Annotated in this window: 13 protein-coding genes; 6 read left to right on the forward strand and 7 right to left on the reverse strand. The window is 64.8% G+C overall.

What is annotated here, in order from left to right; all coding sequences use genetic code 11:
* Positions 1–10: 10 nt before the first annotated feature.
* The 4 genes from paaK to B3873_RS10780 all read left to right on the forward strand — a co-directional run bounded on the left by paaK (position 11) and on the right by B3873_RS10780 (position 5,033).
* Positions 11–1,351: a phenylacetate--CoA ligase PaaK gene (gene paaK, locus B3873_RS10765; protein ID WP_121040464.1), complete on the forward strand. Its 1,341-nt coding sequence runs from the start codon at positions 11–13 to the stop codon at positions 1,349–1,351.
* A gap of 41 nt (positions 1,352–1,392) precedes the next feature.
* Entirely contained in the window at positions 1,393–2,595 is a 1,203-nt protein-coding gene (pcaF, locus tag B3873_RS10770) for a 3-oxoadipyl-CoA thiolase (protein WP_286865927.1), read from the forward strand.
* 198 nt (positions 2,596–2,793) lie between these two features.
* Complete coding sequence (locus B3873_RS10775) at positions 2,794–3,693, forward strand: class I SAM-dependent methyltransferase (protein WP_034330751.1); 900 nt, start codon at positions 2,794–2,796, stop codon at positions 3,691–3,693.
* A 221-nt stretch (positions 3,694–3,914) separates the two neighbouring features.
* Entirely contained in the window at positions 3,915–5,033 is a 1,119-nt protein-coding gene (locus B3873_RS10780) for a sensor domain-containing diguanylate cyclase (protein WP_034330685.1), read from the forward strand.
* 8 nt (positions 5,034–5,041) lie between these two features.
* Here B3873_RS10780 and B3873_RS10785 read toward each other — a convergent pair whose 3' ends face one another.
* From B3873_RS10785 to B3873_RS10815, 7 genes are all read right to left on the reverse strand, one after another.
* Complete coding sequence (locus tag B3873_RS10785; RefSeq protein ID WP_286865930.1) at positions 5,042–5,929, reverse strand: DMT family transporter; 888 nt, start codon at positions 5,927–5,929, stop codon at positions 5,042–5,044.
* A gap of 284 nt (positions 5,930–6,213) precedes the next feature.
* Complete coding sequence (locus B3873_RS10790) at positions 6,214–6,474, reverse strand: YfhL family 4Fe-4S dicluster ferredoxin (protein WP_034330680.1); 261 nt, start codon at positions 6,472–6,474, stop codon at positions 6,214–6,216.
* Positions 6,475–6,557: 83 nt separating this feature from the next.
* Complete coding sequence (gene coaD, locus B3873_RS10795; RefSeq protein ID WP_006461533.1) at positions 6,558–7,040, reverse strand: pantetheine-phosphate adenylyltransferase; 483 nt, start codon at positions 7,038–7,040, stop codon at positions 6,558–6,560.
* A gap of 36 nt (positions 7,041–7,076) precedes the next feature.
* Entirely contained in the window at positions 7,077–7,748 is a 672-nt protein-coding gene (rsmD, locus tag B3873_RS10800; protein WP_286865937.1) for a 16S rRNA (guanine(966)-N(2))-methyltransferase RsmD, read from the reverse strand.
* An 80-nt stretch (positions 7,749–7,828) separates the two neighbouring features.
* A complete protein-coding gene (locus tag B3873_RS10805; RefSeq protein WP_209532666.1) occupies positions 7,829–9,151 on the reverse strand; it encodes a M16 family metallopeptidase in 1,323 nt (440 codons plus the stop codon).
* Between the two features lie 37 nt (positions 9,152–9,188).
* On the reverse strand, positions 9,189–9,848 hold the full coding sequence (locus B3873_RS10810; protein WP_209532664.1) for a ParA family protein: 660 nt from the start codon (positions 9,846–9,848) through the stop codon (positions 9,189–9,191).
* Positions 9,849–9,984: 136 nt separating this feature from the next.
* A complete protein-coding gene (locus B3873_RS10815; protein WP_286865943.1) occupies positions 9,985–11,364 on the reverse strand; it encodes a M16 family metallopeptidase in 1,380 nt (459 codons plus the stop codon).
* A 169-nt stretch (positions 11,365–11,533) separates the two neighbouring features.
* Here B3873_RS10815 and ftsY point away from each other — a divergent pair, with 169 nt between their 5' ends.
* Positions 11,534–12,703: a signal recognition particle-docking protein FtsY gene (gene ftsY / locus B3873_RS10820; RefSeq protein WP_286865945.1), complete on the forward strand. Its 1,170-nt coding sequence runs from the start codon at positions 11,534–11,536 to the stop codon at positions 12,701–12,703.
* Positions 12,704–12,707: 4 nt separating this feature from the next.
* On the forward strand, positions 12,708–13,155 hold a 448-nt coding region (locus B3873_RS10825), incomplete at its 3' end, for a cell division ATP-binding protein FtsE (protein WP_286865947.1).

Below are 13,155 nucleotides of genomic sequence, written 5' to 3' on the forward strand. Positions count from 1 at the left end.
GGAGACCACCATGACCACCCGCACTCCACAACCCGGCGATCTGGAACCCATCGAAACCGCCAGCCGCGACGAACTGCAGGCGCTGCAGCTGCAACGCCTGAAATGGTCCTTGCAGCACGCCTATGACAATGTGGCGCACTACCGCAATGCCTTCGACCAGGCCGGGGTCCATCCGGACGACCTCAAGAGCCTGTCGGATCTGTCCAAATTCCCCTTCACCACCAAGCAGGACCTGCGCGACCACTATCCCTTCGGCATGTTTGCCGTGCCGCGCGAACAGGTGGTGCGGGTGCACGCTTCCAGCGGCACCACCGGCAAGCCGACCGTGGTGGGCTATACGCAGAACGACATCGATACCTGGGCTACCGTGGTGGCGCGCTCCATTCGCGCCGCCGGCGGCCGGCGTGGCGACATCGTGCAGATTTCCTATGGCTATGGTCTCTTCACCGGCGGCCTGGGCGCGCACTATGGTGCCGAAAAACTGGGCTGCACCGTGATCCCCATGTCGGGCGGCCAGACCGAGAAACAGGTGCAGCTCATTCGTGATTTCAAACCCAGCATCATCATGGTCACGCCCTCCTACATGCTCAACGTGATCGAGGAATTCCAGCGCCAGGGACTGGATGCGGCGGCCAGTTCGCTGAAGGTCGGCATCTTCGGCGCCGAGCCCTGGACCGATGCCATGCGCCGCGAGATCCAGCAACGCGCCGGCATCGATGCAGTGGACATCTACGGCCTCTCCGAAGTGATGGGGCCGGGCGTGGCCAGCGAATGCATCGAGAGCAAGGATGGCCCGGTGATCTGGGAAGACCACTTCTATCCCGAGATCATCGACCCGGATACCGGCGAAGTGCTGCCCGATGGCTCTGAAGGCGAACTGGTCTTTACCTCGCTGACCAAGGAAGCGCTGCCGATGATCCGCTACCGCACGCGCGACCTCACGCGCCTGTTGCCGCCGACCTCGCGCGCGATGCGCCGCATCGGCAAGATCACCGGACGTTCGGACGACATGCTCATCATCCGTGGCGTGAACGTGTTCCCGACCCAGATCGAGGAACTGATCCTGAAGCTGCCGCAACTGGCCCCGCAATACCAGCTGCAGATCGAACGCCACGGCCACATGGACAGCATGTGCGTCTTCGCCGAGCTGCGCGAGGATGCCTCCAACGAACACGTGGAGGCGCTGGAGAAGGAACTGCAGCACAGCATCAAGACCTATGTCGGCATTTCGACCAAGGTGACGGTGGTGCCGGCCGGCATGATCGAGCGCACTTCGGTGGGCAAGGCCAAACGCGTGATCGACCACCGCAAGAAGGCCGAAGCCGCCGCCACGTCGGCCGTTCCGGCCTGATGCCCCGCCCTGCAACCCTTGATCCAGGAAGAAAGAGACTTATGGAAGCATTGATCTGTGACGCCATCCGCACGCCCTTCGGCCGCTATGGCGGTGCATTGGGCGCGGTGCGCGCCGATGACCTGGCGGCCGCGCCGATCCGCAGCCTGATGGAGCGCAACCCCGGCGTGGACTGGCGCCGCGTCGACGACATCCTCTATGGCTGCGCCAACCAGGCCGGCGAAGACAACCGCAACGTGGCCCGCATGGCAGGTCTGCTGGCGGGCTTGCCCATCGAGGTACCGGGCACGACTCTCAATCGCCTGTGCGGCTCCAGCCTGGACGCCGTGGGCATGGCCGCACGCGCCATCAAGTCGGGCGAGGTGCAGCTGATGATCGCCGGCGGCGTGGAGAGCATGACGCGCGCGCCCTTCGTAATGGGCAAGGCGGACTCGGCCTTCTCGCGCAGTGCCGCGATCTTCGATACCACCATCGGCTGGCGCTTCGTCAATCCGCTGATGAAGGCGCAGTACGGCATCGACTCGATGCCCGAGACGGCCGAAAACGTCGCCACCGATTTCAACATCAACCGGGCCGACCAGGACGCCTTTGCGCTGCGCAGCCAGCAACGCTGGGCCGCAGCACAAGAGGCCGGTTTCTTCGCCGGCGAGATCGCACCGCTGGCCATCCCGCAGAAGAAAGGCGATCCGCTCATCGTCACCACCGACGAACATCCGCGCCCGGACACCACCCTGGCCACGCTGGCCAAACTCAAGGGCGTGGTGCGTCCCGATGGCACGGTCACGGCGGGCAATGCCTCCGGCGTCAACGATGGCGCCTGCGCGCTGCTGCTGGCCTCGCCCAAGGCGGCCGACCTGTATCGCCTGAAGCCGCGTGCGCGCGTGCTGGGCATGGCCACTGCGGGTGTCGCGCCGCGCATCATGGGCTTCGGCCCGGCCCCGGCGGCACGCAAGGTATTGGCGCAAGTCGGGCTGACGCTGGCGCAGATGGATGTGATCGAACTGAACGAAGCCTTTGCCGCACAGGGACTGGCGGTGACGCGCGATCTGGGCTTGCCCGACGATGCCGCGCACGTCAATCCGAATGGCGGTGCGATTGCCATCGGCCACCCGCTGGGGGCTTCCGGCGCGCGGCTGGTAACCACCGCCCTCAACCAGCTGGAGCGCACCGGTGGCCGGTATGCGCTGTGCACCATGTGCATCGGCGTGGGCCAGGGCATTGCGCTGGTGATCGAACGGGTGTGAGCCCTTGAGACTGGCCCGTGTGCGCATGTTTGCTCGCTTGCAACATGCCGCGCACGGCAGCGGCACTTCACGAAGTTGACATCGGGATCGGGTAAAATGCCCGGCCACGGCAGGCCTTTGCCGAGCTCCGGAGCTCGCCGCCCTGCCCCCGAATCCACCCCGCCGGCCTGCGCGCCGGCCCTTCGCCAGTGCAGCATCATGAGCAAGCAAGCCAACAGCGCCCCCGGCCGCCAGCCGAACCGGGCCAAACCCGCCGCCGAGAGCGCCCCGCAGGCGCATGAGATCCGCCCCGGCCAATCCATCGAACTGCTCAAGGAACTCCACATCCTGACGCGCGACGGCAAGCTGAACCAGGACAGCCGCCGCAAACTGAAACAGGTCTATCACCTCTACCAGTTCATCGAACCGCTGCTGCAGGAAGTGCTGGACGATCATCCCGATGTGAGCCTGGTCGACCATGGCGCGGGCAAGTCCTATCTCGGCTTCATCCTCTACGACCTGTTCTTCAAAAGCCTGCAAGGGGCACCGCGCATCTATGGCATCGAAACGCGCGAAGAGCTGGTGCGCAAGTCCGAAGAACTGGCCGCACGCCTGGGCTTCGGCGGCATGTCCTTCCTGAACCTGTCGGTGGCCGATTCCATCACCTCGCCCAGCCTGCCGGAACAGATCGATGTCGTTACCGCCCTGCACGCCTGCGATACCGCCACCGATGACGCCATCCATTTCGCGCTGGCCAAACAGGCCCGCTTCATCGTGCTGGTGCCGTGCTGCCAGGCCGAAGTGGCCTCGGTGCTCAATCGCAACAAGGGCAAGTCGCTTGCCAATTCGCTCACCGAGATCTGGCGCCATCCGCTGCATACGCGCGAGTTCGGCAGCCAGGTCACCAACGTGCTTCGTTGCCTGCAGCTGGAAGCGCATGGCTACAAGGTCAGCGTGACCGAGCTGGTGGGCTGGGAACATTCGATGAAGAACGAGTTGATCATTGCGCAATACCGCGACCTGCCGCGCCGCCGTCCGGCCGAGCGCCTGCAGGAAGTGCTGCGCACGCTGGGGCTGGAAGAGATGGGCGAGCGCTTCTTCGCGCCCCTGGCCGCCTGAGCCGGCGCCAGCAGGCAAGCGGACGGGAACGCTTCTTGCTGCACAAGAATGACAGCGGGACGGGCTTCATTTGCCGCCGTCCCTGCCGATAACGTCGGATTGGATCACGGCAATCGCAATACAGGCAGTCAGGCCGCACGCGCGACATCGCGGCCGCAGGGAGACCGGGCAACCGGATTGGGCAAGGGGCCGGCCGGACGCCGGAAAATGCAGATGAGCACATGAAAGCCACCATCGATATGGAATCGCTGATTGCCGACAACGAGCAACTGAGGAGCGAGCTGCAGGAGCTGCTGCAGCAGGCGCACATCAACCAGTCCATCATCGAGCGCCATCAGGCCTTCGACCTGAAACTGATCGGTGCCAGCGAATTCCGCGAACTGATTGACGTCATCCTGACCGTGATGCCCGGCGTGTTCAGCCTGGAGACGGTGACGCTGTCCCTGATCGATGGCGACTACGCGATCCAGCGCATCCTGCGCGACCTGCAGATCGGCGTGAACGAATTCCCCAAGCTGCTGTTCCTGAAGGCCCCGCTGCACTTCATCGACGAGGATGGCCCGCTGGACGATGAAAAGCCGCGCCTGGGCCAGTACGTGCCGGCGCTGCACGGCGCGCTGTTCCCGCATTACCAGCCGGTGAGCGTGGCGGTGCTGCCGCTGGTGCGCCAGCACCGCCTGCTGGGCTACCTGTCGCTGGGCAGCGCCTATGCCGAGCGCTTCACCCGCAGCCTGGCCACCGACTTCATCCAGCGCCTGGCGACCGTGGCGGCCATCTGCCTGGAAAACGTCATCAACAACGAACGCCTCAAGCACATCGGCCTCACCGATCCGCTGACCGGCGTGAACAACCGCCGCTACATCGAGCAGCGCATGCAGGAAGAAGTGGCACGCAGCCAGCGTGACCGCTCGGCACTGTCTTGCCTGTTCATCGACATCGATCATTTCAAGCGGGTCAACGACCAGTTCGGCCACCAGAGCGGCGACGATGTGCTGCGTGAAGTGGCCGCGCGCATCAAGAAGGAACTGCGCCTGTCGGATGCGCTGGGGCGCTTCGGCGGGGAAGAATTCGTGGTGCTGCTCACGCATGCTACGCGGGACGACGCCGCACGTATCGCCGAGCGTATCCGCGCCGGCATCTGCAGCCGTGGCGTAATGATCGAAGGCTCGCGCGATCCGCTGCGCATCAGCGCCTCCATCGGCGCGGCCTCGCTGTCACCGCCCGACCGCAGCCGTCCCGCCGCCGAGGTCAAGCAGGCCATGCTCAAGGCCGCCGACCAGGCGCTCTACCAGGCCAAGGAAGCCGGGCGCAACCGGGTCATGCTGGCACCGGCCGAATAAGAGGCTGATCAGGCCGGCTGCACCGCCACGCGGCGATCGCGCACGATCCACGGGGCAGCGATGATGAGTACGCCGCCGATCAGATCCTGCGGCCGCAGCTCGGCCGCGCCCAGCATCCAGGCTGAGAAGGTCGCCACCAGGATTTCGGCCAGCATGATGACGGCCGCGATGTTGGCCGGCAGCCGCGCCACGCCATATTGCAGGCTCAGGTTCGACACCAGGAACAGTACCGCCCACAGCGCCACCACGGGCGCAGCCGCCATCGGCAGGGGCAGCGGCCAGGCCACCACCCCGGCCGCCGACAGCACCACGCCCAGCAGGCTGGCAAAGACCCCGCTCCCCACCAGCATCGCCACCGCCCGCGTGCCATCGGAGAAGCCATGCAGGCGGCGCAACAGCACGTTGGTCACCGCAAACAGCAGGCCCGAGGCCACCGCCATCCAGTCCGGCAGGCTCTGCGGCAGCGGCAGGCCCAGGCGCGGCTGGTACAGCACGATGAAGGCGCCACCCAATCCCAGGGCCACGCGCGCCAGCGAACGCGGGGTGATGGCTTCGTGCAGCACCAGGCGCGCCAGGATCACGGTCCACACCGGCATCAGGTAGAACAGCAGGATCACCCGCACCACGTCGCCATAGGCCACCGCCATGTTGAAGGAGGCATTGGTCAGCCCCGTGGCCAGCCCCACGCCCAGCAGGGCCGGATGGCGCCACAGCAGCGGCAGTTCGCGATGGCGCAGGGTCAGCAGCAAGAGCGCACAGCCGCTGAAGATGGCGGCCGTGGCCCAGACCGGATGCAAGCCCATGCCTTCCAGCGCGCGCGTGCCGGTCCAGGACAGGCCCCAGATGAAGGTGTTGAGCAGCAAGGCGGCGACGGCGGATTTGGGGAGGGGGTGCATGTTATTTCTCAAGCGGATGGAGTGACATCAGCAGAATCTACGGACTCGACGCGTCGCTTCCTTCAGATTCTGCGCATAACCCATATTCATGTTGGCTTATAGCGAACCGTTCGTCCTGAGTAGCTGCGTAGCGGCGTATCGAAGGCGCGCCAGAGTTTCAATCATCGGCGCGCCTTCGATACGCCCCGGAGGGGCTACTCAGGACGAACGGAAGGTGGAATGCAAAATGCCGTTCAGTGCAGCACTGAACGGCATTCAATTGCAGTACGGCCGCAACCGGACGATCAACTGCGCTTGGCCTCGGCCTGCAGGCGTTCGTACTTGTCCATCAACTGCTCGCGGCTTTCGCGCCAGGCCGGGTTGAAGGGGATGCAGGCCACCGGGCAGACCTGCTGGCACTGCGGCTCCTCGAAATGGCCCACGCATTCGGTACATTTGTCCGGATCGATCTCGTAGATCTGCGGACCCATGTAGATGGCCTCGTTGGGACATTCCGGTTCGCAGACGTCGCAGTTGATGCAATCGTCGGTAATCATCAGTGCCATTGCCGCACCTCGCTTGCTTGAAACATCATTGCACTACCTTTTGCTTGCCTGTTGCCTGGCTTGAATCCTGACCATCGCCGGCATCACTGCTTGGCGATCTTTTCCTTGAGCCACTTCTCCACCGAGGGGAACACGAACTTGGACACATCGCCGCCCAGCTGTGCAATCTCGCGCACGATGGTGCCGGAGATGAACTGGTACTGGTCGGACGGCGTCAGGAACAGCGTTTCCACGTCCGGCAGCAGGTAGCGGTTCATGCCGGCCATCTGGAATTCGTATTCGAAGTCCGAGACCGCGCGCAGGCCGCGCACGATGACGCGCGCATTGTTCTGGCGCACGAAGTCCTTCAACAGGCCCGAGAAGCTCTCCACCTGCACATTGGGATAATGCCCCAGCACTTCGTTGGCAATCGACAGGCGCTCTTCGAGCGAAAAGAAGGGCTTCTTGTTCTTGCTGTCGGCTACGCCCACGACCAGCTTGTCGAACAATCCGGAAGCGCGGCGGACCAGGTCCTCATGACCGCGCGTCAACGGATCGAATGTCCCCGGATATACAGCTGTGACCATGGTGTCTCCTCTCCGGCTATTGAATCAGAAGGCGCATTATGCCTCAATTTGGGTGCCGCTTTTGCGTTGCAATAAATGATAGAAGACCATGCCGGCCTTGTCGGCGCGGACCACTTCCCAGTCCTGCATCCATTCGGGGGCCTGCTCGCCGTCGAGCGGATATTCGGCTTCGGCATAGACCAGTCCGGAGGGCGTGAGCAAAGGCATGCAGGCAGGCAACACTTTTTCCAGCCAGCCCTGGTGATACGGCGGATCGATGAAGACCAGGCTGTAGCCCCCGGGCTCGCGCTGGGCCGTGCTTTGCACGGCGGCCAGGGCGTCGCCGCGGACGATGGCCAGCTTGTCGGCCTTGAGCTTGTCGCGGTTGGCTTCCAGCTGGCGCACGGCCGGGCCACTGTTTTCCACCATCACCACGCGGCGCGCGCCACGGCTGGCGGCTTCGAAACCGAGGGCGCCGGAGCCGGCGAAGAGATCCAGGCAAGCCACCTGCTCCCAGGCACCATCGATGAGATGGGTGATCCAGTTGAAGACGGTCTCGCGCACGCGGTCGGGCGTCGGACGCAGGCCTTCGGCGTCCAGCACCGGCAGCGGCGTGCGCTTCCACTGGCCGCCGATGATGCGCACCTGGTGCGGGCCACGGTTGACGGGCCGGGATGGCTTGCCGCCCTTGGAGGGCGTGCCATGGGAGGGGGGACTGCTCTTGCGCATGACTTTCCTTGCTGCTGACGGCGGGGCCGTCGACGGGACCGGAGGATCCCGTGATTCTCAAACGAAATGAACTAAATGATTTACTCGGCGGCTTCACCGACGATGACGGTGGACAATTCTTCCGGATGCACATGCTTGCGGAAGGCCGCGCGCACATCCTGCACGCTCACCGCGCGGATGCGTTCGATCCAGTGGTCCAGGTAATCCAGCGGCAGGCCATAGAAGCCGATCACCGAAAGGTTCTCCAGCAGCTTGGCATTGCTGTCGATGCGCAGGGCGAAGCCACCGGCGAGGTTGTCCTTGGCGGCCTTCAGTTCGGCGGCGGTCGGGCCTTCCTGCAGGAATTTGTCCAGCGTGGCGCGGGTCACGCGCAGGGCTTCGGCGGTCTGCTCCTTCTTGGTCTGCAGGCCGATCTGAAACGGACCCGGCTGCGCCAGCGGCGAGAAATAACTGTAGACGCTGTAGCTGAGGCCACGCTTCTCGCGCACTTCATCGGTCAGGCGCGAGACGAAACCGCCGCCGCCCAGCACGTAGTTGCCCACCGTCAGTGCAAAGAAATCATTGTCGCCGCGCTGGATGGCCGGGGCGCCGATGAGGATGTGCGATTGCGAAGCCGGATGGGCGATGCGGCGCTCCACGCCCTTGGGCGCAGCCACTTGCGGCAGGGCCGGCAAGGCGCTGCCCTGCGGCAGTTCACGCGTGAGGGCGCTGGCGATGCTGCGCGCCTGCGCTTCGGTGATGTCGCCGATCAGGGCAATCACGGCGCGGTTGGCCACGTAGTGGGCGCGATGGAAGGCCAGCAGGTCCTCGCGGGTGATGGCCTGCAGGCTGGCTTCGCTGGCATCGACGGCATAGGGATGGCTGCCGTAGGCGGCTTCCATGAAGGCCTTCTCGGCGATGGTTTCAGGCTTGGTCAGTTCTTCCTTCAGATTGGCGATGGCCAGCGCACGGTCACGCTCCAGGCCCGCCTGCGGGAAGGCCGGATGGGCCAGCATGCGGCCCAGCAAACCCAGTGCGGCATCGCGCTCGGCGGGCGAGGACAGGCTGCGCAGGCTCACGCCGGCACGGTCCTGCCCGGCCCCGCCATTCTGCTGGGCGGCGACATCGGCAAAGCCGTCGAGGATCTGGGCTTCGGTGAGTGCCGGCGCGCCGTTGGCGGCCTCCACGCCGCGCGTGAGGCTGGCCACGGTCAGCTCGGCCAGACCGGCCTTGGCGGCGGGATCACGGCGCTGGCCGGCATCGAACTGCACGCTCACATCCAGCATGGGAATGGAATGATTGGCCACGAACAGCACGCGCGCGCCATCGGGCTGGGTCCAGGACTGGATGGCCAGGGCCGCCGAAGCGGGAGCGCTGCAGAGGAAGGCCAGCGGGAGCAGCAGGAGAGGAAGAATTTTTTTCATGGAAACGGAAATCGAAAGCGACGGGGCAAGCGTGATGTCAGGCGTTCTGTTCAGGGTCGGGCTCAGCGGCCGGCTGTCCGCCCAGCCACTGCAGGATGGGCTGCCACTGGTCGAGATCGCGCTGCACGCGCGAGGGCGCGATATCCCACAGGGTCAGGCCGTGTGCAGCCAGTTGCACGTAGTTCTGGGTATCGCGCAGATGGCCCAGCACCGGCAGCTTCAGGCCCTCGATGAAGCGCTGCAGCTGCTCGGCCGAGCGGGTGCGGGCATCGACCCGCATGCCGACGATGCCGACATCGATCTGGCCATCGCGCACCGCCTTTTCATTGGCCAGGCGGCGCAGGAAATCCTGGGTGGCCAGGATGTCGAAGATCGAGGGCTGCAGCGGTACCAGGATCTTGTCGGCCAGCTTGAGGGTATCGTTGAGACGCCAGCCATGCAGCCCGGCCGGCGTGTCCAGCACCACGTGGGTGCTGCCCTTGGGGGGCTTGGCGACGTAGTCCTCGTTGATGTCCCAGGTGCTGATGGGGCGCGCCTGTTCCGGACGGATCGACAGCCAGGCGCGCGAAGACTGCTGGCGGTCGATGTCGCCCAGCATGACGGCATGGCCAAGGCTTGCGAAATAACCGGCCAGGTTGGTGGCCAGGGTGGTCTTGCCTACGCCTCCCTTGGGGTTGGCGACGACGATGACGGGCATGGTTTTCTCCGTAAAGAACAGAAGCCGATCGATCAGGAAAGGAAGAACTCAGCGACTGGGATACACCATTAAGCCGGCGTTAATGCCATTCGATACAGCATTCATCCCGGCTTAATGATGCAAAAAACGTCAATCCTCAATGCAACAGGCCGGGCGGCGGCGCGGCGGGCTTCTTGCCGTTCAGCGGCAGCGGGACCAGCGTGGCGACCGTAAGCGTATCGTCCTTGAAGTATTTCTGGGCCACCGCCTGCACCTGGGCGGCGGTCACGCTTTTCAGGCGGTCGATGATGCGGTCGATGTTCTTCTGGCCCAGGCCGGTGGTTTCCATCATGCCGATTTCCATGGCCTGGCCGAAGACGGAATCGCGCTTGTAGACCTGGGAGGCGATCAGTTGCGTCTTGACGCGCTGCAGTTCCTGCTCGGAGACGCCTTCGCTGGCGATGCGCTGCACTTCCGCGCGCAGCAGGCCTTCCAGCTGTTCGGTGGAAACGCCATTGGCCGGGCTGCCTTCCAGCGTGAACAGCACCGGGCCGCGTGCTACACCGCTGTAGCTGGCACCGACGGCAGTGGCCTGGCTGGCGGTGCGGATCAGGTTGGCCGTCAGGCGGGCATTGTCATAGCCATCCAGCACGGCGGAGAGCACGTCGAGGGCGTAGGCTTCCTGGTCGGCTTCCACATTGCGCAGGGCGGGCACCTTCCAGGCCATCACCACATAAGGATTTTCAGCCGGTGCCTTGACGGTGACGCGGCGCAAGCCCAGCTGCTCGGGCTCGTTCTGCGGCTTGCCCTGGGGCACGGGGTGGGACGGGATCTTGCCGAAATATTTTTTGGCCAGCGCCAGCACGCGCTGGGCATCGACATCCCCGGCCACCACCAGCGTGGCGTTGTTGGGGGCGTACCACTGGCGATACCAGCCGGCGATGTCCTGCACCGTCATGTGCTGCAGGTCGTCCATCCAGCCGACCACGGGGTGGTGATAGGGGTGGGCGGTCCAGGCGGCGGCGTTCAGGGCTTCGTTCAACAGGCCCATGGGCTGGTCATCGGTGCGCCAGCGGCGCTCTTCCATGATGACGCGGATTTCCTTGGCAAATTCCTTGGCGTCGAATTGCAGGTTGGCCATGCGGTCGGCTTCGAGCGCCATCACCTTTTCCAGATGGCTCTTTTCGATCTGCTGGAAGTAGGCGGTGAAGTCATTGGCGGTGAAGGCGTTTTCCTGCCCGCCCAGCTCGGCCACCAGGCGGCTGAAGTCGCCGACCTTGTGGTTCTTGGTGCCCTTGAACATCATGTGTTCCAGCGCGTGCGATACCCCCGTGGTGCCGTTGAGTTCATCGATGCCGCCGACCTTGTACCAGACCATCTGCACCGCCGTGGGGGCGCGCCGGTCTTCCTTGACGACCACTTTCATGCCGTTGGCCAGCACGAATTCGCGCGCCGGCTCGGCCCGCACCTGCGCCGCCGTGGCGGCAAGGAGGCTCAGCAGGGCGGTGGCCAGGAGGGCTCTGATCTTCGATTTCATGGGCTGTGCTCTGATAAAATGCAGGATTCATTGACCCTGGCGGCCATGCGCGGGTCTTGTGGAAGGGCAATTGTAACCTGTCCACTGCGGTTGTCAGGGCAGCCACGCGCCTGCCGTCCCGCCCTCCCCCGCCCCGGCCGCAGCTACCATCCAGCCTATCCGCCATCCGATGTTCAGTTTTTTCAAAAGAAAACCCAAACCGGAAGCGCAACCCGCGCTGCCGCCCCAGGCCGAACCGGCGCCCCAGCCTGCTCCCGCTCCTTCCATTGCCCCTGCTGCCGTTGAGCCACCTGTTTCTGCGCCCGCACCGGTAGCGCCGGTGGAGCCGGTAGCGCCTGCACCGCAACCGGTGCCTGCGCCGGAACCTGAACTGCTCGCCACCGAAGCGCCTGCGGCAGAAGAAGTCGAGATCGTCGCCGCGCCGGAACCGGCGCCCGAGGCCAAGCGCTCGTGGCTGTCGCGCCTGAAGGCCGGGCTGTCCAAGACCTCGAGTAACCTGACCACGCTGTTCGTGGGTGCGCGCATCGATGAAGACTTGTACGAGGAACTGGAATCGGCCCTGCTGGTATCGGACGCCGGCGTGGAAGCCACCCAGTGGCTGCTGGCCGAACTGAAGAAAAAGGTCAAAAACGAGCGCCTGACCGAAGCCGCCCAGGTGCGCACCGCCCTGCGCGCCCTGCTGATCGACCTGCTGCAGCCGCTGCAGCGCCCGCTGGTGCTGGGCCGCGACAAGCCGCTGGTGATGATGATTGCCGGCGTCAACGGTGCCGGCAAGACCACCACCATCGGCAAGCTGGCCCTGCATCTGCAGGCGCACGGCCAGTCGGTGCTGCTGGCCGCCGGCGACACCTTCCGCGCGGCCGCCCGCGAGCAGCTGGCGGTCTGGGGCGAGCGCAACAACGTCCAGGTGATCGCGCAGGAATCCGGCGATCCGGCCGCCGTCGCCTATGACTCGGTGCATTCGGCGCAGGCGCGCGGCACCCACGTGGTGATGGTCGATACCGCCGGCCGCCTGCCGACGCAATTGCACCTGATGGATGAACTCAAGAAGATCAAGCGGGTCATTGCCAAGGCGATGAACTCGGCACCACACGAAGTGCTGCTGGTCATCGACGGCAACACCGGCCAGAATGCGCTGGCCCAGGTCAAGGCCTTCGATGATGCGCTGGGGCTGACCGGCCTGGTGGTGACCAAGCTCGATGGCACCGCCAAGGGCGGCATCCTGGCCGCCATCGCCAAGACCCGCCCGGTGCCGCTGTACTTCATCGGCGTGGGCGAGAAGATCGAAGACCTGCAGCCGTTCAATGCCACCGAATTCGTCGATGCCCTCCTGAGTTGAACCGATGATTGAATTTACCCGGGTTTCCAAGCAATACGCGCGCGAGGTCTATGCCCTGCGCGACATCACGTTGTCGGTGAAGAAGGGCGAATTGATCTTTTTGGCCGGCCCTTCCGGTGCCGGCAAGTCCACGCTGCTGAAGATGATCGCGGCCATCGAGCGGCCCACTTCGGGCAAGCTCACCGTCAGCGGCACCGACATCGCGGGCTTGAAACCTTCCGGCCTGCCCTACCTGCGACGCAACCTGGGGCTGATCTTCCAGCAGCAGAAGCTGTTGCTGGACCGCAATCTGCTGGCCAACGTGATGCTGCCGCTGATCGTGACCGGCTCTTCCCGCCCGGATGCGGAAAAGCGCGCCCGCGCCGCACTCGACAAGGTCGACCTGCTGGAGAAGGCCATGTGCGAGCCGCTGGAACTGTCCGGCGGTGAGCAGCAGCGCGTGGCCATTGCGC

The organism is Herbaspirillum sp. UBA812, assembly GCF_002296545.1.
Classification (GTDB): domain Bacteria; phylum Pseudomonadota; class Gammaproteobacteria; order Burkholderiales; family Burkholderiaceae_D; genus Herbaspirillum; species Herbaspirillum huttiense.